Origin of the sequence: Corynebacterium humireducens NBRC 106098 = DSM 45392, from assembly GCF_000819445.1 — a bacterium.
GTDB classification, from domain to species: Bacteria; Actinomycetota; Actinomycetes; order Mycobacteriales; family Mycobacteriaceae; genus Corynebacterium; species Corynebacterium humireducens.
This window is the reverse complement of sequence record NZ_CP005286.1, coordinates 1,115,358-1,141,805: the sequence shown is the minus strand read 5'-3', so window position 1 is coordinate 1,141,805 and position 26,448 is coordinate 1,115,358. Positions and strand designations below refer to the sequence as shown.

The window sequence follows — 26,448 nt, the reverse complement described above, 5'->3', positions numbered from 1 at the left end:
CGCGGTGCAGCGCCTACGCTGACCTCCATGAGCACACGCACCCTCCCCGTCAGCATTGTCCGTGGCGGCACGAGCCGCGCCGTCTTCCTGCCGATGTCCGCGCTGCCGGAGTCGCAGGCCGCACGCGATGAACTCTGCCTGCGTCTCATCGGCTCCCCCGATCCGCAGGCGGTCGACGGCCTCGGCGGCGGCGTGAGCTCCAACTCCAAGGTGATGTTCGTCGGCCCTTCTGACCGCGCGGACCTGGAGACCCTCTTCGCGCAGGTCTCCCCCACCGAGGCCAGCGTCGACTGGACCGGCAACTGCGGCAACATCTCCTCCGCCGTCCTCCACTACGCCCGCCATACCGGACTGTTCCCCGGTGACCGGGCGCGCGTGTGGAACCGCAACTCGGAGGCGCTCTTCGAGCTCGTGCTTCTCGACGACCACGTGGACATGCGCTTCCTCTCCCCCGGCGGGGAGAAGTGCGGGGAGATCTTCCCCGTCGGCCGTCGCTGCGAGGTGGACGGACTCGAGGTCTCGCTCATCGACGTCGCCAATCCGATCGTCATCGTCCGCGCCGCCGACGTCGGCGTCGACCCTGCGCTCGGCATGGCCGGGCTCAACTCCGACGCCACCCTGCTCGAGAGACTGGAGCGTCTCCGCGTCGCCGCCGGTCGTGCCATGGGTCTGCAGCCCTCGAAGGTCATCCCCCGGGTCGCCATGGTCGCGCCGGGAGCGGATCTCCGCGTGGTGATGACCAGCGTCGGCCGCGTCCACCACGCACTGCCGGGCACGGGCATCCTCGCCCTGGCCGGGGCTGTGGCACTCGGCGGAACGGTCATCGACGACGTCCTCGACGGGCGACCCGACACGCTCACCCTGCAGCACTTCAAGGGCGACGTCGAGGTCTCCGCCTCCGCGGACGGGGACACGCTGGACTGGGTGGCCCTCCCCCGCACCGCCCGCATCCTGCTCAGCGGGGAAGCCTACGTCTGAGGTCCGCGAAACATGCCGCGAGGCCCCGTTCCCGCACCGGCGGAGCTACCTTCGCGGTACGTTTCACGGGGTCTGCAGCCGGTCCCACACCTCGCGGTAGGCCCGCGCCAGGGAATCGACCGTCTCATGGGCGTTGAGACCGGAGGGGTTCGGCACCACCCAGGTCTCGGCGCCACCGATCGTCTCCTCCTGGCGGCCGACGCGGGCACGGGGGCGTCGGAAAGCGAGGCGGTAGGCGCCGATCCCCGCGACCATGACGATCCGCGGCCCGCCCCGTGCCGCGCGTTGGGCGGCGACCTTCTCCGCCAGCACCGCCCCACCCGCCAGGTACTCCTCGCGGGTCAGCTCGGAGGCCACCGCCGTGGCCCGCGGCACGACGTTCGTGAAGCCGAGGCCCCGCCGCAGCAGCTCCGCGTGGTGGGCGGCGGTGAGGCCGTCGCGGGCGTCGACAAGCGTCTCCGTGATGCCGGCGGCGTGGAGCGCCGGCCAGAAACGGTTGCCCGGGCGGGCGAAGGGCGCGTCGACGCGCTCCGACACCAGACCCGGGTTGATGCCGACGACGAGCAGCCGGCAGGTGTCCAGATGGAGGTCGCGCACCTAGCCGAACATGGCCTGGGCGGTGAGCCAGCGGTCCATCGGCACGGTCTTGAGGGTGCCCACGGCCTTCTCCAGCGTGATGTTCTCGATCCGCTCACCCTTGAGCGCCACGCAGGTGCCGAACTCGCCGCGGTGGGCGGAGCGGGTCGCGCGGACGCCGTAACGGGTGGCCAGGACGCGGTCGAAGGCGGTCGGGGTGCCACCGCGCTGGATGTGGCCCAGGACGGAGGTGCGGACGTCATGGCCGAGGCGGGCGTGGATCTCGTCGGCGATCTGCTGGCCGATGCCGGTGAAGATCTCGTGGCCGAACTGGTCGACGCCACCGGACTTGAGCTCCATCGTGCCCTCCTTGGGCGCGGCGCCCTCGGCGACGACGATGATGCCGTACTTCTCGCCCATCTGGAAGCGGCGCTCCATCTTCTTGCAGATCTCGGAGATGTCGAAGGGCACCTCCGGGATCACGGTGTAGTGCGCGCCGCCGGCCATGCCCGCGTGCAGCGCGATCCAGCCGACGTGACGGCCCATGACCTCGACGATGAGGATGCGGTTGTGGGACTCGGCGGTGGTGTGCAGACGGTCGACGGCGTCGGTGGCCACGGCGACGGCGGTGTCGAAGCCGAAGGTGTAGTCGGTGCCGTAGACGTCGTTGTCGATGGTCTTCGGCACGCCGACGACCGGGATGCCGTTGTCGGACAGCCACTTCGCGCCCTTGAGGGTGCCCTCGCCGCCGATCGGGATGAGGGCGTCGATGCCCGCGTCATCCAGGTTCTGCTTGATCTGGTCGAGCCCCGCCTTGAACTTGTCCGGGTGCAGACGACCGGTGCCCAGGATCGTGCCACCGCGCAGGAGGATGCGGTCGATGTGCTCGTCGTCGTAGAGGTCGACGCGGCGGTCCTCCAGCAGGCCCTGCCAGCCGTCCTGGTATCCCACGACGGTGGAACCGAACTCGGAGCTGGCGGTACGGACGATGCCGCGGATGACGGCGTTGAGGCCGGGGCAGTCGCCGCCGGAGGTGAGGGTGGCAAGTCGCATGGAGACCACTTTAGTCCCCGGCCCGCTGTTCGGCACCCTGTGGTTCGGCGTGTGGCGGGGTCTCGAAGAAGGCGACCGCCACCAGCCCCAGACCGAGGACGGCCACGGGGAGCAGCAGCGACAGAGCGAGACCCGGCACGAACCCGGCCGTGGCCGCACCGACCTGCATCGCCGCCCCCACCCCGGCCGCGCCGAGGACCGCACCGGTCTGGCGCCCCGTGTTGTACACGCCGGCCGCCGCACCCATGTAGGCGATGTCGACGGTCCGCATCGCCGTCGCCGAGTTGGGCGCCCACACCAGCGCATTGCCGACGCCCAGCAGCCCCGCCGCCACCAGGAACACCCACACCGGTCCCCCGCTGTACATCAGCCAGGCGGTGAGCAGCAGCGTGACGATCATCGTGCCGAAACCACCCACCGACAGCAGCCGCGGGTCGAGGCGGTCGGCGGCCGGGCCGACCAGCGGGGAGCCGATGGCGGCCACCACGGCCATGGGGATGAGCATGAGCCCGGCGTCCCGCGAGCTCAGGCCCTGCCCGTCCTGCAGCCACAGCATGACGGGGAGCATTATCGACGACACCGTGAACCCCATCGTCGCGATCGAGAACACGCCGAGGGAGTAGTTGCGGTTGCGGAACATCTCCAGCGGCACAAGCGGCTCGGTGCCCCGCCCGGCGGCGGTGGCCTGCAGCCGCACGAACAGGGCGATGAGCAGCACCCCGAGCACCCCCAGCGCGACGGCCCACACGGGCCAGCCCCGGCCGGGCCCCTGCTGGACGGCGACGACCACGGCGGTGGTGCCGAGGAAGGAGACGAGGACGGAGGGGGCGTCGATACGCCGGGCGAAGGTGGGCAGGGTCGGCACCCAGAGGGTGGCCAGGACCACCGCCAGGATGCCCACCGGCAGGTGCACGAGGAACACGCCCCGCCAGCCGACGGCCGTGACGATGAACCCGCCGAGCACCGGGCCGACGAGCGTGGCCACCGACCCGACCGCGCCCCACACGCCGAGGGCGGCGCCGCGCCGCTCGCGGGGGAAGACACGGTTGATCACGCTCATGGTCTGCGGCGTGAGGATCGCCGCGCCGACGCCCTGCACCGCCCGCGCCGCGATGAGCAGACCGAGGGTCGGGGCCAGCGCCGCCGCCAGGGCCGCCAGGGTGAACACCGTGATGCCGAGGCGGAAGAGGGTGCGCTGCCCGAAGCGGTCGCCCAGGCGGCCCGTGAACAGCAGCGGCACCACCAGGCAGAGCAGGTAGATGGAGGTGACCCACACGACCTGGTCGAGGCGGGCGTCGAAATCCGCCATGATCCCCGGGGTGGCGACCGCGACGATGGTCTGGTCGAGCAGGATCATGAAGAAACCCAGGCACAGCGCGGCGAGCGCGCGCCAGGCCTGGGCCGGGGGAAGCACGGTGGAGCTCATTGTGCCGACTCTAGCCCCGCCGCGCCGGAACGAGGGGGTGACGCTGCGGCCGCCGGCGGCCGCAGGACCTGCACGCCCCGCCAGATCGCCCACACGGAGATGAACGCCCACGTCACGGCCAGCACCACCGCCGTGGTGTAGATGGACACCTGGGTGAGCAGGCCCGTCGCCGCGATGAGGCCGATCGGCGCCGAGAACTGGCCGATGGCCATGAACACCGAGAACGCCCGGCCCCGCAGCTGCTCCGGGGTCTCCTCGGTGACCAGCACCATCTGCAGGGGACCCATGAGCCCGCCGCCCACCCCGGCGACCGCCATGCCGACGATCACCAGCGCGGTGTGGGCCAGCGCCCCCATGAGGGAGAAGCCGACGAGGTAGAAGAGCATCGCGGCCACCCACATCGTGCGGCGGCGCTGCGTGCCCAGGGCGGCCACCACTCCCCCGGCGACCATCATGCCGACGGCGTAGGCGGACATCGCGATCCCCAGCTGCACGGGCTGGTCCTGGGACTGGAAGTGCGCGGGCATGAGGATCGCCAGGTACGGGCTCACCAGCGCCGCCGAGGTGAGGGTGATGGCGGCCAGCAGCCGGACGGGGGCGGGCCGGACCACCTCCGTCCAGGAGCGCAGGGCCCCCAGGTCCGGCACCTCGAGGGAGACCTCCTCCGCGGGGACGGGGATGAGGCGCAGCAGGGCGGTGAGGGCGGCGGCCGTCAGGGAGCAGCCGGCGGTGATCCACAGGACGTGCTCGACGGGCAGCGCGGCCATGAGGAATCCCGTGATGGCGGGGCCGATGAGCCAGGCCATGCCGGCGATGGACTGGTTGAGTCCGGCGATGAAGTCCACCGTCCTCCCCGTGGTCCGCGCCACGTCCCCCACGAGGGCGGAGCGGGCGGCCATGCCGGGGATGTCACCGACGGCGCCGATGATGCCGAGGATGATGAACAGCGCCATGGTGAGGCCGAGCGTCTGGTCGACGATGATGACGCCGATCACGGACAGCCCCGAGATGATGTCGGAGATGATCGACATGGGTTTGCGGCCCACGGTGTCGATGAGGTGGCCGCCGAGGAAGGCCACGAGGAGTGAGGGCACGGCGATGGCCGCCGCCACGACCCCGGCCGCCGCCGGGTTGCCGGTGCGTGCGAGCACCAGCCAGGGCCAGACGATGGTGGCCACCGCGTTGCCCAGCATCGACATGGCGGCGGAGGCGAGGTAGATCCACACCATCACCGGCTGGCCCGGGGTCTGTTGGTTCACAGGCTCATCCTACGGACGTGCAGGGGGCGCTGATGTGCTGACGTAGTGTGGACGCATGGCAATGATCGACATCAAGTCCCCTGACAACGTCTCCACCGCGGCCGTCGTGTCGCTCGGTCTCCTCGGCGGCTGGCTGACCGCCCGCGAGACCGGCATCCGCCCCCTGGGTGGCGTGATCCTGGCCGCCGCCGGTGGCTGGGCCATCCGTTCCTGGCTGGCCAAGACCGACCCGGTGACCACCGCCGGTCTCACCGCGCTCTACGTGGGCGGTTTCGGCGCCTCCCACCCGCTGGCGAAGAAGATCGGCGCCTGGCCGGCGGTCGCGGCGGTCACCGCGGTGGCCGGTGGCGCGGCGTGCGTGCTCTCGGACCTGAAGTAACCGGCAGGTAACTAGCTGCCGACGCCCGCCCGCTCCAGGTCGGCCTCCAGGGCGGCGTTGAAGTCCCGCTTGGAGGCCTGCCACTGGTCCTCGGTCATGCCGAGGCGCCAGTAGCCGGAGATGGACACGTCCCCGCGGTCGACCTGCCGGTCGACGAGGAGCCAGCGGCGCAGTTCCCTGATCATCTCGGCGACGCCGTGGATGAACCAGCCGGTGCGCGCCTCCGGGACGCCGGCCGCGCGGACGGCCCCCGACAGGGCGGTGCCGTGGGTGGCGCCGTCGCGGGTCACCCAGTGCAGGGTGACACCCTCCGGCTGCGGCATGTCGAAGGTGGCTCCGGCGTCGGCGATCTCGAGGTACACGTCGGCGGTGGCCCCCGCAGGGAGCTTCTCGACGCCCGCCGCGATCGCCGGGGCCGCCGACTCGTCGCCCGCGAACACGAAGTGCCCGTAGCCCTCCTCCGGGTGCCAGGCACCGCCGGGGCCACGGAACGTGATGGTGTCCCCCACCCGGGCGCGCTGCGCCCAGGGGCCGGCGAGCCCCCGGTCACCGTGGGTGACGAAGTCGACGTCGAAACACCCGGTCGCGGGGTCGATGCGGCGGAACGTGTAGGTGCGGGTGACCATCTCCCCGAACACGATCTTGATGTAGTGGTCGGTGTGCTCCACCTCCACGCCGACGAGGTCGGGGCTGTGGAAGCTCAGGCGGATGAGTTCCGGGGTCAGCCGCTCCACACCGGTGACAGTGGCGGAGCGGAGCGGACGGCGGGCGGGGGCAGGTCGGTTCACAGGACACTCCTCAGTAGGTTAGGAAAGCCTAACCTACTGTAGTTCAGGAGGCGGTGTCCGGCTTCGCCACCGTCATCGCCCGCTCCGGGTCGGTGAGGTCGTAGGACGCGACCACCGGGACGCCGTACTGGGCGAGCACCTCGCGGGCCTCCACCGTGGCCAGCGGGGAGCGCGTCATGATGCCGGAAGCGGCGAGGACGGGCAGGCCGGCGTCGACAAGCTCGGCGACACCCGCGCGGGCGCCGAGGGCGTCCGAGGACGCGAAGACGACGGCGTCGACGGTCCCGTGGAAGACCGGGTCACGCAGCAGCATGGCGGTCTCCCGCTGGTAGATGCCGTCGGCGATCTCCACGATGACGGTGTCCGCGCCCGTGTCCGCCAGGGCGTTGACCATGTTGACGGTGAGGGCCCGGATGTCGTCGAAACGCGTGCGGAAGGTCGTCGCGTAGCCGAAGTCGGTGAAGTCGAGGACGGCGTGCGCCCCGGCGTCCTGGTAGTGCATGCGGTCGTTGCCCGCACCCGTGCCGGTGATCTTGCCCGCGCCGACGCGGCGACCCGCGCGGCTCAGGCCGTTGACCAGGCAGGCCACGACCGTGGACTTGCCGGCGTTCATCGAGGTGCCCAGCACCGCGATGACGCGCGGACGGCCCTCCCGCGGACGGGCGTCCAGCGGGTTGGCGTAGGCGCCGAAATCGGCGACGTTGACCACGCCGTCGGCGGTGGCGAGCAGACCCAGCGGCTCGATCTCCGTCGGCGAGTCGACCGCGCCGTGCACCTCCGTGACCACCCCGGCCACGCCGCCGGCCGCCACCAGGTGGCAGTGGTCCAGCGTCGACGGCACATGAGCCAGGAAGAAGTCCGCGGCGTAGCGGTGACCGTAGGCGAGCAGCACCAGGGCGTCCTCGAAGAGAGTCGCCTTCCGGGAGACCGGGGTCTCGATCTGCCTGTGGCTGCGGATCCGGGCGACCCTCGCAACGACCACGTCCCCCGTCTGCGGGAGAACCTCCTCTCCGGCCACCAGGTGGAAGGCGGCACGGTCCGCGTCCAGCGCAGCCCCGACGAAACGGGTGCTGTAGCAGGCGTGGATCCGCTCCGGGACCGGCAGCTGACGCAGGGGGCCGCGGGCGGCCTCCGCGCTCACGGGAGTGACAGTGGCAACCTCCGCGGTGGCGGGCATCCCGATCGCGCCGGCGGCGGTCGGGGCAGAGGTCAGGAGGGTCATGGCATAGAGGCCTTTCGTCTGGAAACAACGGACCCCGGCGATCAGCTGACCGGTCCGGGGTGGCGGTGCCACCCTTCCCGGAAAAGAAAAGAAGCAGCAACCGCTGACAAAATCTAACATCAGCGGTTGCTGCGGGAGAACCCGGCGGCACCAATCGTTATGTGCCGCTGGCCACAGGCCCGGGAACCCTAGTTGCGGCCGGCCTCGTAGGCGGCGCCGACGCGGTAGAGACGGTCGTCCGCGAAGGCCGGGGCCATGATCTGGAGGCCCACCGGCAGGCCGGTGTCCTCGGCGAAACCGGCCGGGACCGACATGCCGCACAGGCCCGCCAGGTTGAGCGGCAGGGTGCACAGGTCGAAGTTGTACATCTCGACCGGGTCGGCGACCTTCTCGCCCAGCTTGAAGGCGGTCGTCGGGGTGGTCGGGGTGACCAGGACGTCGACCTGCTCGAAGGCCTTCTCGAAGTCCTGCGCGATGAGCGTGCGCACGCGCTGGGCCTGCAGGTAGTAGGCGTCGTAGTAGCCGACGGACAGGGCGTAGGTGCCCAGGATGATGCGGCGCTTGACCTCCGGGCCGAAGCCGGCGGCGCGGGTGAGCGCCATGACCTCGTCGGCGGAGCGGGTGCCGTCGTCGCCGACGCGCAGGCCGTACCGCATGCCGTCGAGACGCGCCAGGTTGGAGGACACCTCGCACGGCATGATGAGGTAGTACGCGGCCAGTGCGTCGTCGAAGTGCGGGCAGTCGACCTCGACGATCTCGGCGCCCTGCTCGGCGAGCTGGTCGAGGGCGGCACGGTAGCTGGACAGCACGCCCGGCTGGAAGCCCTCGTCACGGTTGAGCTGCTTGACGACGCCCACCTTCACACCCTTGAGGTCGCCGGAGGCACCCTCGCGGGCGGCCTCGACGACGCTCGGCAGCTCACGCTGGACGGTGGTGGCGTCGAACTGGTCGTGGCCCGCGATGATCTCGTGGAGCAGCGCGGCGTCGAGCACGGTACGGGCGGTCGGGCCTGCCTGCTCCAGGGAGGAGGCGGCGGCCAGGAAGCCGTAACGGGAGACGGTGCCGTAGGTCGGCTTCACGCCGACGGTGTTGGTCAGCGCGGCCGGCTGGCGGATGGAGCCGCCGGTGTCGGTGCCGATGGCCAGCGGGGACTGGCCGGCGGCCAGGGCCGCCGCGGAACCGCCGCCGGAGCCACCCGGGGTGCGCTCCAGGTCGTAGGGGTTCCGGGTCGGGCCGTAGGCGGAGTTCTCCGTGGAGGAGCCCATCGCCATCTCGTCGAGGTTGGTCTTGCCCAGGATCGGGATGCCGGCCTCACGCAGCTTGCGGGTGACGGTGGCGTCGTAGGGGCTCATCCAGCCCTCGAGGATCTTCGAGGCGCCGGTCGTCGGGGCGTCGGTGGTGACGATGACGTCCTTGAGCGCCAGCGGCACGCCCGCCAGCGGCGAGGCGGGGGCCTCGCCGGCGTCGAGGCTCCGGTCGACCTCGTCGGCGGCGGCCAGGGCGGCCTCGGCGCCGACGTGCAGGAAGGCGTTGATCTCACCGTCGGTCTCGGCGATGCGGTCCAGGTGGGCCTGGACGACCTCCCGGGAGGTGACCTCGCGGGAGTGGATCTTCTGCGCCAGTTCGGCGGCGGTCAGGGACGTCAGCCCGGTCTCGGGCACGGTGTAGGTGGTCATGTGGGTCACTCCTCGCCCAGGATCTGCGGAACCATGAAACGGCCGTCCTCGGTGGCAGGCGCCTGGTCGAGGGCCTGCTCTGCGGTGAGGGTGGGCACGAGAACGTCGTCACGCATGGCGGTGGCGATCGAGTGCGGGTGACTCATCGGCTCCACCCCCTCGGTGTCGACCTGCTGGACGGCGGCGACGGCACCGACGATCTCGTCGATCTGCTCCGCGAACAGCTTGATCTCCTCCTCACTCAGGGCGAGTCGAGACAACATGGCGAGGTGGGCGACCTCATCACGCGAAATTTCGGACACGGGGAGTACATCCTTTACGCATCGTTAAATGAACTTCGTCCATGCTACTGCAGGGTCCTCCGGGAAACTTATCTGAGGTATCCGCACAGCCGCCGCGAGATGTTATCTATGATTGAAATCACTCACTTGCAATAAGTTTCCGAAAGGACGGTCATTCCGTCATGTCTTATCTGATCCGCGTCCTCCTCCCCGATGTCCCGGGGAGCCTCGGACAACTCGCGGAGGCGATCGGGCTTGTCGACGGCAACATCGAATCTGTCGACGTCGTCGAGGCCTTCGACGACGGCACCGTCATGGACGACATCGTCGTGTCCCTGCCCAAGGGCGCGATGGCAGATTCCCTCATCACCGCCGCCGACACCATCGACGGCGTGGAGGTCGACTCCATCCGACCCTTCTCGGGGCGCGTCGACCGACGCGGTCAGATCGAGATGCTCGCCGAGGTCGCGAGCCAGGCCCGCGACATCCCGCGTGCGATGGAGTCGCTGGTGAACGTCACGCCGCAGACGATGACCGCCTCCTGGGCCGTCGTCCTCGACGACACCGGTGAGGGCACCCCCGTCTCCCGGGTCGCCGGCTCCATGGCCGCCCCCGAGGACGACGGCACCGCGCCCGTCGACATCAACGTCACCGGGGCCCGGATGCTCAACGCCGAGGCCGAGGAGTGGATCCCGGAGTCCTGGGGACTGCTCGACTCCTCCCTGGCCGCCACCCCCCTGGTGGGCACCGGCATGGTGCTCGTCGTCGGCCGCACCGGCGGCCCCGACTTCCTGGCCAGCGAGGTGGAGCACCTGGGCCGCCTGGGTCGCATCGTGGGTGCCATCCTCACCTAGGGAGGGTCGGAAAGACCCTGTTCAGGGCGTGCGCGGGCGGGTAGGCTCAGAGGTCAGCGGACCTTTCCCCTGCCGGTTCACCGGAGGTGTCCCATGCGCACGCTACTGCTCGCCGCCGCGGCCCTCCACGCCGCGCTGTTCGCCATCACGTTCCTCACCTCGACCCTCGACGTCATCGTCGCGTCCGTCATCGCCGTGATCCTCTCCCTCGCCATGGGGGCGTTCGCGCTCGTGCGCAACGGCCCGGTGGGCACGATCTGGGTGGCCACCGCCGCGGGGCTCACCGCCCTCATCGGCTGGGCCTCCTGGCTGATCCTCTGGGCGCTGGACCGGGGCCGGACGGGGGCCGCCGTCAACGTCATCGGGGTGCTGCTGCCGCCGGCCTCCGTCGTCATCTTCCTCGTGGCGGCCCTCCTGCCGCAGACCCGCGACGCCTGAGGTCACTCCTCCGGCGAGCCGGTCTCCAGCAGGCGGATGAACCCGGCCTCGTCGAGAATGGGCAGGCCCAGCTCGCGGGCCTTCGTCTCCTTGGACCCGGCGTTCTCACCGACGACCACGTAGTCGGTCTTCCTCGACACCGAACCGGAGGCCCGGCCGCCGCGGGAGATGATGGCCTCCTTCGCGCCGTCGCGGGTGAAGCCCTCCAGCGAGCCGGTGACCACGATGGTGAGGCCCTCGAGGGTCTGCGCGGCGAGGTCGTCCCCGGACTCCTCCATCGTCACGCCGGCGGCCGCCCAGCGGTCCACGAGCGCGCGGTGCCAGTCGACCTCGAACCAGTTCCGGAAGGACTCGGCGATGATCGTGCCCACGCCGTCGGTCTCGGCGATGTCCTCGACGGGGGCGTCGATGAGCGCGGGCAGGGAGCGGTAGCGGGTGGCCAGCGCGCGGGCGGCGGTGGGCCCGACGTGGCGGATGGACAGGGCGACGATGACGCGCCACAGGTCCGTCGACCTCGCGGACTCGAGGTTCTCCAGGAGCTTGAGGCCGGAGGCGTTCACCTTGCCGGCCTTGGTGGTGTAGACGCGGGAGGCCGCGAGGTCCTCGGCGGTGAGGTCGAAGAGGCCGGACTCGTCCTCCAGGATGCCGGTGCGGATGAGGTCCTGCGCGCCCTTCTCCCCCAGCGCCTCGATGTCGAAGGCTCCGCGTCCGGCCAGGTAGGTGAGGCGGGAGCTGAGCTGCGCCGGGCAGGAGCGGGTGTTGGGGCAGCGCCAGTCGGCGTCGCCCTCCTTCTGCGGGGCGAGGCGGGTGCCGCAGGAGGGGCACAGCGTGGGGAAGATGAACTCGCGTTCGCTGCCGTCCCGCTTCTCGACGACCGGTCCCAGCACCTCCGGGATGATCTCCCCCGCCTTGCGGATGACCACGGTGTCCCCGATGAGCACGCCCTTGCGCTTGACCTCCGTCTGGTTGTGGAGGGTGGCCATCGCGACGGTGGAGCCGGCGACGAAGACCGGTTCCATGATGGCGAAGGGGGTGACGCGACCGGTGCGGCCGACGCCGACCTGGATGTCGAGGAGCGTGGTGGTCACCTCCTCCGGCGGGTACTTGAACGCCACGGCCCAGCGGGGGGCGCGGGAGGTGGCGCCGAGTGCCCGCTGCTCCGCGTAGGAGTCGACCTTGACCACCAGGCCGTCCATCTCGTGGGCGGCGTCATGGCGGTGCTCCGCCCAGTAACGGACCTTCTCGACGACCTCGTCCGCCGAGTGCACCTGCTCCGTGTAGGGGCTGACGGGCAGACCCCAGGCGGCGAGCGCGGTGTAGGCGTCGTGCTGCGAGACGGGCGCGAAACCCTCGCGCGCGCCGATGCCGTGGGCGATCATCCGCAGGCGGCGTTTGCGGACGTCCTCGGGGTTCTTCTGCCGCAGGGAACCGGCCGCGGCGTTACGCGGGTTGGCGAAGGGCTTGCCGCCCTCCTCCTGACGCAGTTCGTTGACCTCGTCGAAGTCCTCGACCGCGATGAACACCTCGCCGCGGACCTCCAGGAGGGCGGGGACGGGGTACTCGTCGGTGCCGGTGAGCTCGTGCGGGATGTCGTCGATGACCCGGGCGTTGGCGGTGACGTCCTCGCCGATGCGGCCGTCGCCACGCGTGGCGGCGCGCTCGAGGCGGCCGTCGCGGTAGACGAGGGCGAGCGAGAGGCCGTCGATCTTCAGCTCGGTGAGGTACGTCTCCGAGGGGGTGCGGGTGAGCCACTCACGCAGCTCCTCCTCGTCGAAGGCGTTGTCGAGGCTCATCATGCGTTCGAGGTGCTCGACGTTGTCGAAGGTGGAGCTCACGGCGGCGGGCGCGCCGACCTCCATGGTGGGGCTGTCGGGGACGGCGAGCTCCGGGTGCTGCGCCTCCAGCGCCTGCAGCTGCCGGAAGAGCGCGTCGAAGTCGGCGTCGGGGATCTCCGGCTGGTCGTTGTAGTAGAGGTCGCGGTGGCGGCGGATCTCCTCGGCCAGGTCGTTCCACTGTCGGCGCAGGTCCGGGTCAAGTACAGGCTCAGTCACAGAGTGCGATTCTAGCCCTTGCCAGCGCTTCCAACTTTCTGTAGTTTTGGAATCATGGAGCTGGAGGACAGGCTCACCGCCATCGAGGAACGCCTCGCGGCGCTGGAGCGATCGGAGAGAACGCCCACGGGGGCGTCGACAAGCGGGGACCTGTGGGTGCTCGACAACATCGGCGACTCCGTCGTCTTCGCCGGGGACGTGCACACCGGCGCCGGCCACGCGCAGTACCAGTGGCAGCGCCCCACGGAGATGCTTCTCGACGCCGACTGGGCCCCCCACCTCGACCGCCTCGCCACCCTCGCCCACCCCGTCCGCGGGGCGATCCTGCGCCGGCTCCTCGACTCCCCCGCCAGCGCCACCGAACTCGTCGACGAGGGCCTGGCCACGTCGACCGGCACGGCCTACCACCACCTCGGCACCCTGCACGCCGGCGGGTGGATCTCCAAGGAGATGGGCGGACGCTGGAGCGTGCGCACCGCCCGCGTCATCCCCCTGCTCACCATCATCGCCGCCACGGAGGACCACTGATGCGACGCCCCCTCATCGCCGCCGTACTCGTCGGTCTGGCCGTCACCGCCCTCGCGGTGCTCCTCGGCCCGGACCGCATCACCCCGTCCCCGGAACGCACCGGTGACCCGGCCCTCGCGGCCCGGCTCTCCGAACTCGCCACCACCGGACACCACCGGCTCGCCGCGTTCACCATCGCCGACGGGCAGACCACCTTCGCCGGACTCGGCGCCGACGAGCACGACGAGTTCGAGATCGGCTCCGTGACCAAGACCTTCACCGCCGGGATCCTCGCCGACCGCGGCCTGGAGGAGACGACCGTCGGCGAGATCATCGACGCCGCAGGTTCCGAACTGGACGACGTCACCCTCCGCGAGCTCGCCGACCACACCTCCGGGCTGCCCCGCCTGCCGGGTGTGTCCCTGTGGACCACCCTCACCACGGCGTTCACCGGCGGGAACCCCTACGCGGGCATCACCCGGGAGGACGTCATCGACGCCGCCCTCGACGCCCCGCTCACCGGCCGCGGGGAGTACTCCTACTCCAACCTCGGCGTCGCCCTGCTGGGGCATCTGCTGGCCGCCGAGGCCGGGACGACCTATGAGGAGCTGCTCGCCGAACACCGTCTGACCCCGCTCGGCATGGGTGACACCTACCTCATGACCGAGGGCTCCGTCCCGGCCGACGCACCCCGCGGACTGCTGTCCACCGGCGACGAGGCCGAGCCCTGGGAGATGGTCGGCTACCTCCCGGCCGGCGGGCTGCGCTCCACCCCCTCCGACATGGCCCGCTACGCCACCCACCTGCTGCAGGAGGGCGTGCCCGACCTGGCCTGGGACGTCCGGGAGGACGGCACCCTCGGCCACAACGGCGAGACCTACGGCTTCTCCACGATGCTGCTCGTGCACCCGGACACCGGTCGCGCGGTGTTCGTCGCCGGTGACACCGAACGGGAGGTCGTCTCCCTCGCCGACACCCTTCTCGAGGAGCTGTCATGAGCACGATCATCACCTGGGGCCTCGTGGCCTTCCTGGTTCTCTCGCTCACGCTGTCGATACGCCGCGCCCTGCGGGGCGGCACGCGCCGCCGGACCCTGCTCATCGACGCCCTGCTCGGCAACCTGCCCCTCGCGGTGCTGGTCGGCGGGCTGACGACGATGCCGTGGAACACCGTCCTCCCCGTGGCCGTGTGGTGGATCATCGCCGGTCTGCTGGGCATTCTCGCCGGGTCGGTCACCTACCGGGTCCTTCATGTCCGACCCGCCGTCTAGTGTGTAGGCCATGACCGGATTCAGCGGCTTCGACGCCTCCCGCATGCTCTCCTTCGACCTCGAGACCACCTCCCGTTTCCCGAAGGAGGCACGGATCGTCACCTCAGCGCTGGTGCGTATCGACGGCCGCCGGGTCGACGCCGTCGAGCACCTCGCCGACCCCGGGGTGGAGATCCCCGAGGAGGCCGCGCGGATCCACGGCATCACCACCGAGAAGGCCCGGGCGGAGGGCCGCCCGCACGACGACGTGCTCGCCGACACCGTCCAGGCGATCCGTGAGGCCTGGGCGGAGGGCATGACCCTGGTGGTCTACAACGCCGCCTACGACCTCACCGTCCTGCGCCAGCTCACCGGCGACTTCACGGTCACCGGCCCGGTGTTCGACCCCTACGTGGTCGACCGGGTCAAGGACCCCTACCGGCGCGGCAAGCGCAACCTCACCGCCATGTCCGAGCACTACGGCGTCGAGCTGGGCAACGCCCACGAGGCCACCTCGGACGCCCTGGCCGCCGCCCGCATCGCCTGGAAGCAGGCCCGCCAGTGGCCGGAGCTGACCCGCATGTCGGAGGGTGAGCTGATGGAGTTCCAGGCGGTCGGGCACCACGACCGGCAGGTCGACTTCGCGAAGTACCTGGAGGGCCAGGGTAAGGACGCCTCCGACGTCAACACCAGCTGGCCCATGCAGGGTTAGGCACCCCGGCCCCGGGTGGCGAAGCGCGCCACGCACAGGCACCAGTGGACGAGCAGCAGGCCGAGGAACCCGGCGCTGAGTTCCTCCCACCCGAGGTAGGCCGCGCCGAGGGAGAGGGTGCCCGCCGGGAACGTCGACCCCCACCACGCCGGGGTGTAGTCCGCCCAGCGGCGCACCGCCCCACCCCAGAACCGCCACGCGGCGAAGCCGAGGAGCGGCACCCCGAGGGCGAACATGACGAGGCCGTAGGTGTGGGCGAGAGGGGCGTCGAGAAGCACGTGGGCCGCCGCGGTGGACTGGCCGACGATGCCCAGCGGGATCCACGCCGTGCCCGCGAAGGAGGCGGGGATCTCGGGGCGGGCGGCGTAAACGCGGGCGAACAACGGCAGCCCGGTGACCAGGCTGAGCAGGAAGCCCCCGAGCGCGAGCGCCCGGACGGGCTGCGCCCAGGGGTCCGGCAGGGCCTGCGCGAGCTGTCCGCCGGAGGTCGCCGCGACCATCGGGGAGACCACGGCCAGGCCCCACAGGAAGGTCGGCGCGCCGCTGAACCGGCGCAGCTGCCACAGGCAGACGACCACTGCCAGGGGCATGCCCACCACCCACGCCGCGAGCTGCGGGCCGAGATGGCCGGTGGCGGCGGTCCAGGCGGTGCCGAGCGACATGAGGCCCATCGACACCATGCCCCACGGCCCCATGAACCGCTGCCCGAAGGAGGGGTTGCGGTGACGCAGCCAGCCGACGGTGAAGGCGAGCAGCAGACCCGTGGCCACCGCGAGCAACACCAGGCCCGGCCAGAGCAGGCCGTGCCGGAGCGACAGCGTCGCGGCGATCGACGTGCCCATGAGGGAACCGGCCCACGCGGGGCCGGCGGGCGGGAGAGCTGTGGTGGACATCGGGGCTCAGGCTACCTCGTTGACACCGGCGCGGGGCGCGTGTCTACTGGCATCATGAGCAGGTCAACGGCAGTTGAGGTCCCCCGCGTCATCCCGCCCGGGAGGGCCCGATGACCCCGGCACCCACGTCCCGCGACCGCATCCTCACGGCCGCGCGCGCCCTGTTCGCGGAGCACGGCTACACCCGCACCACCCTGCGGGCCATCGCCGCCGACGCCGGCTGCGACGTCGCGCTCATCCCCCACTACTTCGGCAACAAGCAGGGGCTTTTCGACGCCGCCACCGACCTGCCCGTCCCCGAGGAGGCGCTGCGCTCCCCCGTGCTGGCCGCACCCCTCGACCGGATCGGCCTGGCGGTGGCGCAGGCCCTCGTCACCGTGTGGGACACCCCGGAGGGGGCGGGCATGCTCGCGCAGCTGCGTTCCGTCCTCGACGACACGCCCGAACGGCTGTCGCTCCTCGACTCGCCGGTGTGGCGGCACGTCCGCGCCCGCCTGGAGGAGGACGGCGTCGATCAGCCGGAGCTGCGGGTGGAGCTGGCGGTGGGCACCCTCGTCGGGACGGTACTGATGCGGACGTTCCTCGGCTCCCCGCACCTCTCAAAGGTCGACACCGCGGAGCTGATCCGTATGCTGGCCCCGGCGCTGCAGGAGAATCTCACCGGGGACCTGGGCGCCTGTTAGAGGTCGCCGGAGTCGGTGCGCAGCATCTCGTCGACGACCCGGGCCATGGCGTAGGCCCCGGCGGCGTCGAGAAGCGTGCCCGTGGTGATCCCGGCGCGCGGATGGACGTCGACCCGGTCGGTGAGCCACAGCGGGTCGAGGCCGAGCCGCTCCCAGAAGCGGGCCACGGCGACGGCGCGTTCGCGGGGGCGCTCCCCCAGCTCGTCGACGCGGTCCTCCGGGCCGGTCACGCCGAGGCCGATGCGGGTGCCGGCGGTGATCGTGTGGCCGAAGCCGTCGTACTGCTCCGTGCCCTGCACCTGGTGGAGACTGACCAGGACGGTCTCCACTCCGGACTCCCGCGCGACGTCCCACAGGGGTGCGTAGCCGGTCTGGTTGAGCAGGACCCGCTCCACCTCCAGCGTCTCGACGACCCCCGCCAGCCGCTCCGCCAGGTCCTTCGGGTTCAGCGGGCGGATCGGGTGGAAGCGGGTGGCGCCGGGAAGGCCGGCGGCCACGTCGGCGAGCAGCGGCTCATCGAGCTGGACGGTGACCTCCGCGCGGAAACGGCGGGCCAGGGCGGCGGCGTGGGCGTTGACGCCCTCCACCAGGGCCGCGGCGAGGTCGCGGGCGGCCCCGGGGTCGGTGATGACGCGGTGGCCCGAGGCCAGCTCGATCGACGCGGCCAGGGTCCACGGGCCGGTGACCTGCACCTTGAGCTGCGGGACGGTGGTGCCCCAGGCCTCCTCGAGTTCGTCGAGGTCGCGGTCGAGCAGGTCCCGGGTGCGGCGGGTGAGCAGCTGCGGACGGTCGGTCATGATCCACGAGCGCGGCCCCCGGTCGACGCTCACCGCCTCCAGGAGGGTGGCGGTGCGGCCGATGCCGTCGGCGCCGAGCCCGCGGGCGGGCAGGTCGGGGACGTGGGGCAGGTCGCCGGTCTCGGAGAGGACGACGTCGGCGGCGTCGGCAAGAGAGGTGCCCGGGAGGGGGCCGAGTCCGTAGGCGGTCACAGTGCGGCCTCCGTGCCGCAGATCGTGCCGGAGCCGAGGACGACGTCGCCGCGGCCGTCGGGGTCGGGCAGGTAGAGCACGGCGGCCTGGCCGCGGGCCACGCCCTGCAGCGGGGAGGCGAGGGTGAGGGTCATGTCGTCCGCGCCGACCCGCGCGCGGCAGGGGACGACGCCGCCGTGGGCGCGGACCTGGACGAGCGCGTCGAACTCGCCCTCCATGTCCGGGTGGAGGCGCCGGAGGCGGTCGGCGTGGATGACGCCGACGGACAGCGCCGCGCGTGGCCCCACGGTGACCGTGCCGGTGGAGGCGTCGATGTCGGTGACGTAGCGGGGACGGCCATCGGCGGCCGGGTCCCGCAGGTCAAGGCCCCGGCGTTGACCGATGGTGAAGTTCCAGGCCCCGTCGTGGTCCCGCAGCTCGCGGCCGTCCTGGTCGACCACCATTCCCGGGCGCAGCCCGATGCGGGCCCCGAGGAAGGCCTGGGTGTTGCCGTCGGGGATGAAGCAGATGTCGTAGGAGTCCGGCTTGGTCGCCACCGAGAAGCCGTGGCGGGCGGCCTCCTCCCGGATCTCCGTCTTGGGGGTGTCGCCCACGGGGAACAGGCAACGGTCGAGCTCCTCCCGGGTGAGCACGCCGAGGACGTAGGACTGGTCCTTGTCGGGGTCGGTGCTGCGGCGGAGGTGGCCGGCGTCGTCGATGAGCGCGTAGTGGCCGGTGGCGACGGCGTCGAAGCCGAGGGCCACCGCGCGGTCCAGGAGGGCCGCGAACTTGATCTTCTCGTTGCAGCGCAGGCACGGGTTGGGCGTCTCGCCCCGGGCGTAGGAGTCGACGAAGTCGTCGATGACGTCCGCCTGGAAACGGTCGGAGAAGTCCCACACGTAGAACGGGATGCCCAGCCGGTCGCACACCCGGCGCGCGTCGGCGGAGTCCTCGAGCGAGCAGCAGCCGCGGGAGGACTCCCGCACCGTCTGCGGGTCGCGCGACAGAGCCAGGTGGACGCCGACGACGTCATGTCCGGCCTCGACCATCCTCGCCGCCGCCACGGCGGAGTCGACGCCGCCGCTCATCGCCACCAGTACACGCATGAGTTCCCTCCTTGTCTCGTGGTGCAGCGTAACGGGCGGCAGGGGTATTCCGAAACTACGCTGGACGCCATGACTGCTTATCGACGCCTCCTCCCCGCCCTTCTCGCCACCTGCACCGTCGCAGTGCTCACCGGCGCGCCTGCGGCGCAGGCCGAGGACTACCACGTGATGAGTCCACACGAGGTGTGGGGCGATGAGGTCGGCTCCAGCGGATTCAGGAAGACGGAGGAACACGCCGCCTGGGTGGCGTTCCTCAACACCCGCACCGCCTTGGGGGGCACGCCGGAGCCGGTCAACTGCGCGACGCTCGACCCCTTCCGCGCCTCCGCGTGCTTCGGTTTCGACGTCCTCGGCTCCGCGATCGTCGGGTTGGCGGTGCCGCAGTAGGTGGGTGCAGGAGTTCTGAGAGTTCTAAAGGATCTAAACTGGATTACGGGTTCTAAATGTTCTAAAGGATCTAAAGCCCAGGAAGAGATCTATGTCTTCTAAAGCAACCGATGGCATGAATCCCACACCGCGCAATCCCTTTCGGCCCAGCTTCGGCGTTTCACCGACGGTACTCGCCGGGAGAACACCCCTCCTGCATGCATTCACATTGGCTCTGGCGGAAGGACCCGGTAGCCCGTTCCGCGTTCTCCTGCTCTCCGGCACCCGAGGCATCGGCAAGACCGTCCTCCTCAACGAACTGGAGGCGCCGCCCACCAGCAGGGGTGGGTCACGCTCCGCGCTTACCCGGGTGCCGGAATGGTCCGCACCCTGGTGGAGACGACCCTGCCGGAGTTGCTGGACACCCTCGGCGAGCCAACCGGCAAGCGGATGCTCACCGGTGGGTCGATTGCAGGGCTCGGATCGGTGACCACCGCAGCGAACCCTCACCACCGAACCCCGGAACCGACGCTGATCACATGTCTGCGGCAGGTAGCTGACCTTCTGACCCCGCGCGGAACCGGAATCCTCATCACCCTCGATGAACTTCAGAGTGCGGATCCTGGCGATCTGCACGAACTAGCGACCGCGGTCCAGGACCTCATGCGTGACAACCATGACGTCGCGTTGGTCGCAGCGGGACTGCCTGCCGGCGTGGAGAAACTCCTGCAGCAGGAGGGTACGACGTTCCTGCGCCGGGCCCACCGCGTCGACCTCACCTCGGTGGCTTCCGCCGAGGCCGCCGAACTGTTCACTGAGACCGCATCGGCCGGCGGACGCGCGATGGCGCCCGATGCGGTTGCGGAGGCAGTCACCATAAGCCAGGGGTACCCGTACCTCATGCAGGTGGTCGGCTCCCTCACCTGGGCACAGGCAACCCTGGACCAGGAGGACGAGCTCTCCCTGAAGCACGTGAGGAGTATCCGCGCTAATGCAGTCCAGCGAATCGGGCTGCAGATCCACGGTCCGTCATTCCATGGAGTGCCCGATCAGCAGATGAACCTCCTGTACGCGATGGCCGAACTCTCGCCCAGCGGTGAACCGGTCGGCACCGGGGACATCGCCAGATACCTGGCGGTTCCCCCCAATGCACTGTCGATGGCACGCGCCGCTCTCCTCGAACGCTCCCTTGTCACGGTCCCGCGGTACGGCCACCTGCAGTTCGCACTCCCCTATGCCGCCGACCACCTCCTGGCCCACCCGCACCTGCGCCCCTGACCCACCAGCTACCATGATCACTCATGGCCAGATCCCGTAAGTCCCGCAGCTCCTCCACCCCCGCCGCCACCGGTGCCGTCGCCGGACGCTACGAGATCTCCACCGGCACCGCCGAACTCGTCCCCGACACCTTCCTCCCGGACGCCTGGACGCTCATGATCAACGGGGTGCCCTCCTCGCACGTCCAGATCGGCCGCCCGGACGTCCTCGAGTTCGAGTACATGCGGTGGATCGCGGCGGGCGTCGAGAAGCTTGTCGCGGCCCACCATGACCCCGCGACCGTCCGTGTCACCCACCTGGGAGGGGCGGCATGCTCGATGGCGCGCTACTTCGCGGACCTGTGGCCGTCGTCGCGGCACACCGTCGTCGAACTGGACGCGAAGCTCGCCGCCTACGTGCGGGAGTGGTTCGACATCCCCCGCGCCCCCACGGTGAAGATCCGCGTCGGTGAGGCCGGCGAGGTCACCCGCGGCTTCTACCCCGGCAGCCGCGAGGTGATCATCCGCGACGTCTTCGCCGGCGCCCGGACGCCCCTCGACCTGACCACCCCCGACTTCTTCCGGGCCGCCCATGCCGCCCTCGTCCCCGGGGGCCTGTACGTGGCCAACTGCGGTGACTTCCACAGCCTCGTCGCCACGCGGACGGAGCTGGCGGGCATGGCGGAGGTGTTCGCCCATGTCGCGGTCATCGCCGATCCGCCGATGCTCAAGGGCCGTCGTTCCGGCAACATCATCCTCCTGGGCAGCGACCGCGAGCTGCCCGTCGAGGGGTCCCCGGAGGCCGCCGCCCTGGGGCGGGTGCTGCTCGGCGGGGCGGTGCCCGCCCACTACCGGGACGAGCGCTGGACGCGGGCGCTTTTTGACGGCACCCCGCCCCGCATCCTGGCCACCGCACAGGACCGGCACGATCATGCCGACAACCCGGCGATCTCGCTCGTGGAGACGCCGGAGAGCCGGTAAGCGGCACGATCGTGCCGATCCCTCTCGACATGCGCCACCAGCACCCCTAGAATGGCGCCTAATCGGCACGATCGTGCCGGAGGAGTGGAGCATCTGTGACCCCGGAAGACATCGGCACCGCCGCCCGCACGCGCCGGGTCGAACTCGGTCTGCGTCAACGGGATCTCGCCGACCTGGCCGGGGTCTCGGAACGCCTCATCCGCGAGATCGAGAGAGGTAAGCCGGGCCTGCGACTGGACACCCTGCTCAGGGTCCTCGACGTCCTCGGATTCCAGCTCTCTCTGACGCACTTCGACGCCCTGCGCACCGGAGCCCGACCGTGACCGGCCCCGACCCGCGGCACGTCCAGCGGGCGGACGTGCTCATCGGCGACCAGCTCGCCGCCCACCTCAGCCGCGTGGACAACACCGTGGAGTTCCGCTACACCGACAGCTACCTGGACGCAGGAGGGGAATCCGTCGCCACCACCCTCCCCCTGAGCGGGCAGCCGGTGATCACGGTCGGCGGAGCGGTCCCTCCGTACTTCGCCGGACTGCTACCCGAGGGACGACGGCTGACCGCCCTGCGTACAGCGGTGAAGACCTCCGCCGACGACGAACTGTCACTCCTCCTCGCAGTGGGGGCGGACGCGGCGGGCGTGGTGTCCGTCGTCCCCTCCGGGATGCGACCGGCCGCCCCGGAACCCCGCATCACGGTCACGGACGACGCCCGCCTCGACTTCAGCGAGGTACTCACGGGGGCCGGACTCCCCGACCCGGTGGCACTGGCCGGCGTCCAGGACAAGGTGTCCGCCCGCACGATCGCGGTCCCGGTGCACACACAGGGTGCCGAGGCCATCCTCAAGGTCTCGCCGCCGGAGTTCCCGGCCCTCGTCGAGAATGAACTCGCCTGCTACAGGATCGCCGACGCCAACCGCCTGAACATTCCCTACGCCAACGCCACCCGACTCGTCGACGCCCACGGCCGCAGCGGTCTCCTCGTGGAGAGGTTCGACCGTCGGGGGTCCACCAGGCTGGCCATGGAGGACGCCGCCCAACTCCTCGGCGTGTGGCCCTCCCAGAAATACACCGTCTCCATGGAGGAGGTCGCGGAGGCCGTGGCCCGGGTGTGCGTCTCGCCGGTCCTGGCACTGCGCAGCATCGCGTTCCAGCTGGCGATGGCATGGCTGACAGGGAACGGGGACCTGCACGCCAAGAACGTCTCCGTGCTCCACGACGGCCGCGGCTACCACCCCAGCCCTGTCTACGACATCCCCAGTACGGTGCCGTACGGGGATCCTGATCTGGCGTTGCCCGTCGGGGGTTCCAGGACCGGGCTGAGCCGCCGACGGTTCCTGGCGTTCACCGACGCGGTGGGGCTGCCCCGTCCAGCAGCGGACACCGTCGCCGACGAAGCTCTCCAACTCACGGAGGATGCCGCGGAACGCATCATCGAGGCGACCCGATTCGATCCCCGCCGTTCGCGCGATCTGCGCCGCGTGCTCGCCTCCCGCCGCCGCCACTGGCACTGAGGATCAGACTGCGTCGGCGGGGAGGTCTACCGACTGATCAAGATGGTCGGGGTGGTAGGGGACGTCAACGATGTTCCCCGGGTCCATCACGGGCGGAATCTCCGTGGGGATGAAGTCCTCTACCTCTTCGGTGGGCCCGGCTTCCTCCGGCAGAACCTCCTCCGGTGCCTCCGGCAGGAGCTCTTCCTGGGCATCCGGGACGTAGGGCTCACCGGGAGCACCGGGAGCACCGTCTTCCGGTGCCTCGGGAACGGCGGGGACGCCAGGGCCGGCACCGACGAACTGCCTGAGCTGCTCCGCAGTGCCGTTGAAGATGTTGAGGTCGTCGTCGCCGTGGATGCCGGGGACGCGGCCGGTCTCGGAGCGCTGCCAGAAGGTCAGGTGGCTCCAGCCGCCCACCGGCTCCGGCATGTGGCGCTGGTAGGCCGCGAGCCACAGGGGGTGGCGGGTGAACCGGTCGGTGTCGGCGAGATGCTCACGCCAGAAGTAGCTGTACGTGTAGATCATCGGGACGCGGCCGGTGAGGTGTTCGGTCTCGGCGAGGAACTCCCCGACCCACTGCTGCATCTGCGCGGGATCGAGCCCCTCGGTGACCTCGATGTCGAGGACGGGAGGGAGAGAGTGCTGCGGCGCGGCCGCCAGGGTCGCGGCGTAGTGCGCGGCCTGCAGGCGGGCGTCACCGGCGGGGCGGGCGTAGTGGTAGGTGCCCACGAGCACTCCGGCCTGGTGCGCGGCGTGGGCGTCCTCGAGGAAGTGGTTGTTGACCCAGTTCTCGCCCTCGGTGGCCTTGATGAACGCGAAGGTCTGGCCGTCCGCGGCCACGTCGTGCCAGTGGATCGGCACGCCGTGACCGCGCTGGTGTCCGGAGACGTCGATTCCGACGGGAGGTGCAGACGAGAACGCCGTGGCGGGTGCGGTGCCGAGAGCGAGGGAGAGGACCGCCAGCATGGTGAGGACAGCGGTAGCGCGGCTGCGCAGACGGCGGAAAACACTCATGGCCTTCAACATAACCCACCTGGCACCACGCATCACACCAGTCACTCAAAAAACTTGCGCACCACGCCGCCGCGCCCGGATCACCCCGACGCTGCGAGTCAGGCCCCCGGGCAATTCCCACGGACCTGCACGTCCGCCCGGCGGAGCGTTAACCGGCCATCCCGGCCAGTCGGGCCCGCGCGACCGTCTCCCCGATGACCGCCAGCACCGCGTCGACATCGTCTTCCGTGGACGTCCGCCCGAGGGTGAACCGCACCGCGCCACGGGTGGTCGCCTCGTCGACCCCCATCGCCAGCAGCACGTGGCTGGCACGGTTGACTCCGCTGGCGCAGGCGGAGCCGGTGGAGGCCTCGATGCCGGCGGCATCGAGAAGCATGATGAGGCTGTCGCCCTCCGCCCCGGGGAAGGAGACGTGGAGGTGGCCCGCCAGCACGTCGGTCTCCGGTGAATGGACGACGACGTCGTCGACCCGGTCGAGGATGCCCGCGCGCAGTCGGTCACGCAGGGCCGCGAGGCGCTGCTCCTCCGCCGCCATCTCCGCGACGGCCTCCCGCAGCGCGGCGGCGGTCGCGGCGGCGGTGGCGACGTCGAGGGTGCCCGGCCGGATGCCCCGCTCCTGCCCGCCCCCGTGCAGCACCGGCGCAGGGGCCGGGGAACGCCGTGCCAGGAGGAGGCCGCCGCTGCGGGGGCCGCCGAACTTGTGGGCGCTGGCGGCCAGCGTCGTGGCCCCGAGGGCGTGGAAGTCCACCGCCCGGTGGCCGACGACCTGGACGGCGTCGACGTGCACCGGGGTGCCCGCCGCCGCGGCCCGGGTCACGACGAGGTCGACCGGTTGCAGGGCGCCGGTCTCGTTGTTGGCCCACATGCAGCAGGCCACCGCGGCGGGCTCGTCGAGGGCGGAGAGGTCGGACACGCGTCCGTCGGCCCCCACCGGGAGCAGGTCCACCGACGCTCCAGTCCGGCCCAGAGCCTTGACTGGCTCGAGAACCGCCGGGTGTTCGACGGGCGTCGACACCACCCGACCCAGGGGCGAGGCCCGGTACAGACCCGTCACCGCGAGGTTGTCGGCCTCCGTGCCGGAGGCGGTGAAGATGACCTCCACCGGGTCGGCGCCGAGGAGCGCGGCGATCTCCTCGCGGGCGTCGTCGAGCACGCGCCGGGCGGCCCGCCCGGAACCGTACTGCCCACCCGGGTTGAGCATCCCCGCGTGCTCCACCCAGGCGTCGACGGCCACCTGCCGCATGGGCGAGGTGGCCGCGTGGTCGAGGAAGTGCCGCACTACTTCCGGGCGTTGATCTCGGCAATGAGGGCGGGGACGACCTCGTGGAGGTCACCGACGACACCGAGGTCGGCGATCTGGAAGATCGGGGCGTCCTCGTCGTTGTTGATCACCACGATCTTCTTCGCGGTCTGCATGCCGGAGGTGTGCTGGATCGCGCCGGAGACACCCAGGCCGATGTAGAGGTCCGGGGACACGGTCACGCCGGTCTGGCCGATCTGGTACGCGCCGTCGTAGTAGTCGAGGTCGACGATGTCGCGGGTGACGCCGACCGCGCCGCCGAGGGCGTCGGCGAGCTCCTCGGCCAGAGCCATGTCCTCCGCGGAGCCGATGCCCCGGCCGGCGGCGATGACGACCTTGGCGGCCGGCAGGTCCGGGCGGGAGCCGCGGACGGCCGGGGTGAAGCCGGTGACGGTCACGTCCTTGGCGGTGGCGGCGGGCAGGGCCAGGGTGCTCAGCGTGCCGGCGCCGGCGACGGGCGCGGGCTCCACGGCACCCGGGCGCACGGAGTAGATCGGGCAGGCACCACCGACGGCGGCGGAGACCTGGATCTGGTCGCCGAAGACGGACTGGGTGGCGGTGCGGTCGGGGTTGATGCCCACGACGTCGCACAGCACGCCGGAGGCCAGGCGGGCGGCCAGGCGGCCGGCGATCTCGTTGCCGGTGGCGTCGGCGGCGACGACGATCGGGCCCGGGGTGGTGGCCGCCAGGGTGTGCAGGGCGTCGACCTGCGGGAGGATGAGACGCTCGGCGACGTCCGCGGCCTCGGCGGCGACGATGGTGGTGGCGCCGGCCGCGGCCAGCTCGGGGGCCAGGGCGGCGGTCACGCCGGGGACGCCGACGACGACCGCGGTGACCTCGCCGAGGGGGCGGGCGGCGGTGATGAGTTCAGCGGTGACGGGAGAGACCTGGGAACCGTCGTGCTCGACCAGGACATAGACAGTGGACATGCGTGTACTCC

29 protein-coding genes are annotated in these 26,448 nt (G+C 71.0%); 14 read left to right on the top strand and 15 right to left on the bottom strand.

Annotated elements, in window-relative coordinates; genetic code table 11:
• Positions 1-27 precede the first annotated feature (27 nt).
• Positions 28-978 carry a PrpF domain-containing protein gene (locus B842_RS05725; protein WP_040085657.1) on the top strand — a complete coding sequence of 317 codons (951 nt, stop codon included), beginning with the start codon at positions 28-30 and terminating at the stop codon, positions 976-978.
• A 63-nt stretch (positions 979-1,041) separates the two neighbouring features.
• Here B842_RS05725 and B842_RS05720 read toward each other — a convergent pair whose 3' ends face one another.
• From B842_RS05720 to B842_RS05705, 4 genes are read right to left on the bottom strand one after another with little or no spacing between them, the layout of a single operon-like run.
• Positions 1,042-1,575 carry a mismatch-specific DNA-glycosylase gene (locus B842_RS05720; protein ID WP_052437776.1) on the bottom strand — a complete coding sequence of 178 codons (534 nt, stop codon included), beginning with the start codon at positions 1,573-1,575 and terminating at the stop codon, positions 1,042-1,044.
• The gene (locus B842_RS05715) at positions 1,576-2,607 is read right to left on the bottom strand and encodes a 6-phosphofructokinase (RefSeq protein ID WP_040087373.1); all 1,032 of its coding nucleotides are present in this window, start codon (positions 2,605-2,607) and stop codon (positions 1,576-1,578) included.
• 10 nt (positions 2,608-2,617) lie between these two features.
• Positions 2,618-4,033, bottom strand: a complete 1,416-nt coding sequence (locus B842_RS05710; RefSeq protein ID WP_052437775.1) for a DHA2 family efflux MFS transporter permease subunit — start codon at positions 4,031-4,033, stop codon at positions 2,618-2,620.
• A complete protein-coding gene (locus B842_RS05705; RefSeq protein WP_245631321.1) occupies positions 4,030-5,292 on the bottom strand; it encodes an MFS transporter in 1,263 nt (420 codons plus the stop codon). The genes B842_RS05710 and B842_RS05705 overlap by 4 nt, the downstream gene beginning before the upstream one ends.
• Before the next feature lie 55 nt (positions 5,293-5,347).
• Between B842_RS05705 and B842_RS05700 the strand changes: the two genes are divergently transcribed.
• The gene (locus tag B842_RS05700; protein ID WP_040085655.1) at positions 5,348-5,671 is read left to right on the top strand and encodes a hypothetical protein; all 324 of its coding nucleotides are present in this window, start codon (positions 5,348-5,350) and stop codon (positions 5,669-5,671) included.
• An 11-nt stretch (positions 5,672-5,682) separates the two neighbouring features.
• On the opposite strand, the gene B842_RS05695 is transcribed toward B842_RS05700, so the two are convergent.
• The 4 genes from B842_RS05695 to gatC form a co-directional block, all read right to left on the bottom strand.
• Positions 5,683-6,459 carry a siderophore-interacting protein gene (locus tag B842_RS05695; RefSeq protein WP_040085654.1) on the bottom strand — a complete coding sequence of 259 codons (777 nt, stop codon included), beginning with the start codon at positions 6,457-6,459 and terminating at the stop codon, positions 5,683-5,685.
• A 43-nt stretch (positions 6,460-6,502) separates the two neighbouring features.
• Positions 6,503-7,681 carry a DUF1611 domain-containing protein gene (locus B842_RS05690; protein WP_245631320.1) on the bottom strand — a complete coding sequence of 393 codons (1,179 nt, stop codon included), beginning with the start codon at positions 7,679-7,681 and terminating at the stop codon, positions 6,503-6,505.
• 188 nt (positions 7,682-7,869) lie between these two features.
• Entirely contained in the window at positions 7,870-9,357 is a 1,488-nt protein-coding gene (gatA, locus tag B842_RS05685; protein ID WP_040085653.1) for an Asp-tRNA(Asn)/Glu-tRNA(Gln) amidotransferase subunit GatA, read from the bottom strand.
• Positions 9,358-9,362: 5 nt separating this feature from the next.
• Positions 9,363-9,659, bottom strand: a complete 297-nt coding sequence (gatC, locus tag B842_RS05680) for an Asp-tRNA(Asn)/Glu-tRNA(Gln) amidotransferase subunit GatC (RefSeq protein ID WP_040085651.1) — start codon at positions 9,657-9,659, stop codon at positions 9,363-9,365.
• 161 nt (positions 9,660-9,820) lie between these two features.
• Between gatC and B842_RS05675 the strand changes: the two genes are divergently transcribed.
• On the top strand, positions 9,821-10,492 hold the full coding sequence (locus B842_RS05675) for an ACT domain-containing protein (RefSeq protein WP_040085650.1): 672 nt from the start codon (positions 9,821-9,823) through the stop codon (positions 10,490-10,492).
• 93 nt (positions 10,493-10,585) lie between these two features.
• Positions 10,586-10,930, top strand: coding sequence for a hypothetical protein (locus B842_RS05670; RefSeq protein ID WP_040085649.1), 345 nt, complete (start codon positions 10,586-10,588; stop codon positions 10,928-10,930).
• A gap of 2 nt (positions 10,931-10,932) precedes the next feature.
• On the opposite strand, the gene ligA is transcribed toward B842_RS05670, so the two are convergent.
• A complete protein-coding gene (gene ligA / locus B842_RS05665) occupies positions 10,933-12,981 on the bottom strand; it encodes an NAD-dependent DNA ligase LigA (protein ID WP_040085648.1) in 2,049 nt (682 codons plus the stop codon).
• Positions 12,982-13,035: 54 nt separating this feature from the next.
• On the opposite strand from ligA, the gene B842_RS05660 reads away from it, so the two are divergent.
• From B842_RS05660 to B842_RS05645, 4 genes are read left to right on the top strand one after another with little or no spacing between them, the layout of a single operon-like run.
• Complete coding sequence (locus B842_RS05660) at positions 13,036-13,509, top strand: ArsR/SmtB family transcription factor (RefSeq protein ID WP_040085646.1); 474 nt, start codon at positions 13,036-13,038, stop codon at positions 13,507-13,509.
• Positions 13,509-14,486 (top strand): serine hydrolase domain-containing protein, encoded by a 978-nt coding sequence (locus B842_RS05655; RefSeq protein ID WP_040085645.1) that lies wholly within the window; start codon positions 13,509-13,511, stop codon positions 14,484-14,486. The genes B842_RS05660 and B842_RS05655 overlap by 1 nt, the downstream gene beginning before the upstream one ends.
• The gene (locus B842_RS05650; protein WP_040085644.1) at positions 14,483-14,758 is read left to right on the top strand and encodes a hypothetical protein; all 276 of its coding nucleotides are present in this window, start codon (positions 14,483-14,485) and stop codon (positions 14,756-14,758) included. The genes B842_RS05655 and B842_RS05650 overlap by 4 nt, the downstream gene beginning before the upstream one ends.
• Before the next feature lie 10 nt (positions 14,759-14,768).
• Positions 14,769-15,449 (top strand): 3'-5' exonuclease, encoded by a 681-nt coding sequence (locus B842_RS05645; protein ID WP_040085642.1) that lies wholly within the window; start codon positions 14,769-14,771, stop codon positions 15,447-15,449.
• Here the strand turns inward: B842_RS05645 and B842_RS05640 are convergent.
• Positions 15,446-16,342 (bottom strand): SLAC1 family transporter, encoded by an 897-nt coding sequence (locus B842_RS05640; protein ID WP_052437774.1) that lies wholly within the window; start codon positions 16,340-16,342, stop codon positions 15,446-15,448. The two genes, B842_RS05645 and B842_RS05640, sit on opposite strands and share 4 nt — an antisense overlap.
• A gap of 110 nt (positions 16,343-16,452) precedes the next feature.
• On the opposite strand from B842_RS05640, the gene B842_RS05635 reads away from it, so the two are divergent.
• Entirely contained in the window at positions 16,453-17,025 is a 573-nt protein-coding gene (locus B842_RS05635) for a TetR/AcrR family transcriptional regulator (RefSeq protein ID WP_052437773.1), read from the top strand.
• On the opposite strand, the gene B842_RS05630 is transcribed toward B842_RS05635, so the two are convergent.
• Together B842_RS05630 and mnmA are read right to left on the bottom strand one after the other, a co-directional pair.
• On the bottom strand, positions 17,022-18,014 hold the full coding sequence (locus B842_RS05630) for a uroporphyrinogen decarboxylase/cobalamine-independent methonine synthase family protein (protein WP_040085641.1): 993 nt from the start codon (positions 18,012-18,014) through the stop codon (positions 17,022-17,024). The genes B842_RS05635 and B842_RS05630 overlap by 4 nt on opposite strands.
• Complete coding sequence (gene mnmA / locus B842_RS05625; RefSeq protein WP_040085640.1) at positions 18,011-19,099, bottom strand: tRNA 2-thiouridine(34) synthase MnmA; 1,089 nt, start codon at positions 19,097-19,099, stop codon at positions 18,011-18,013. Before mnmA ends, B842_RS05630 begins: the two co-directional genes overlap by 4 nt.
• Before the next feature lie 69 nt (positions 19,100-19,168).
• On the opposite strand from mnmA, the gene B842_RS05620 reads away from it, so the two are divergent.
• The 5 genes from B842_RS05620 (at position 19,169) to B842_RS05600 (ending at position 23,212) form a co-directional block, all read left to right on the top strand.
• Positions 19,169-19,486 (top strand): hypothetical protein, encoded by a 318-nt coding sequence (locus B842_RS05620; protein ID WP_156119452.1) that lies wholly within the window; start codon positions 19,169-19,171, stop codon positions 19,484-19,486.
• Between the two features lie 357 nt (positions 19,487-19,843).
• Positions 19,844-20,743 (top strand): ATP-binding protein, encoded by a 900-nt coding sequence (locus B842_RS05615; protein WP_306306301.1) that lies wholly within the window; start codon positions 19,844-19,846, stop codon positions 20,741-20,743.
• 23 nt (positions 20,744-20,766) lie between these two features.
• On the top strand, positions 20,767-21,702 hold the full coding sequence (locus B842_RS05610) for a spermidine synthase (protein ID WP_040085637.1): 936 nt from the start codon (positions 20,767-20,769) through the stop codon (positions 21,700-21,702).
• 95 nt (positions 21,703-21,797) lie between these two features.
• Positions 21,798-22,025, top strand: coding sequence for a helix-turn-helix transcriptional regulator (locus B842_RS05605; RefSeq protein ID WP_040085636.1), 228 nt, complete (start codon positions 21,798-21,800; stop codon positions 22,023-22,025).
• Positions 22,022-23,212 carry a type II toxin-antitoxin system HipA family toxin gene (locus B842_RS05600; RefSeq protein WP_040085635.1) on the top strand — a complete coding sequence of 397 codons (1,191 nt, stop codon included), beginning with the start codon at positions 22,022-22,024 and terminating at the stop codon, positions 23,210-23,212. The genes B842_RS05605 and B842_RS05600 overlap by 4 nt, the downstream gene beginning before the upstream one ends.
• Positions 23,213-23,215: 3 nt before the next feature.
• Here the strand turns inward: B842_RS05600 and B842_RS05595 are convergent, their stop codons facing one another.
• The 3 genes from B842_RS05595 to B842_RS05585 form a co-directional block, all read right to left on the bottom strand.
• Positions 23,216-24,208 (bottom strand): glycoside hydrolase family 25 protein, encoded by a 993-nt coding sequence (locus B842_RS05595; RefSeq protein WP_082028490.1) that lies wholly within the window; start codon positions 24,206-24,208, stop codon positions 23,216-23,218.
• A 148-nt stretch (positions 24,209-24,356) separates the two neighbouring features.
• Positions 24,357-25,487, bottom strand: a complete 1,131-nt coding sequence (locus B842_RS05590) for a cysteine desulfurase family protein (protein WP_040085633.1) — start codon at positions 25,485-25,487, stop codon at positions 24,357-24,359.
• Positions 25,487-26,437 carry an electron transfer flavoprotein subunit alpha/FixB family protein gene (locus B842_RS05585; RefSeq protein ID WP_040085632.1) on the bottom strand — a complete coding sequence of 317 codons (951 nt, stop codon included), beginning with the start codon at positions 26,435-26,437 and terminating at the stop codon, positions 25,487-25,489. The genes B842_RS05590 and B842_RS05585 overlap by 1 nt, the downstream gene beginning before the upstream one ends.
• Between the last annotated feature and the right edge of the window lie 11 nt (positions 26,438-26,448).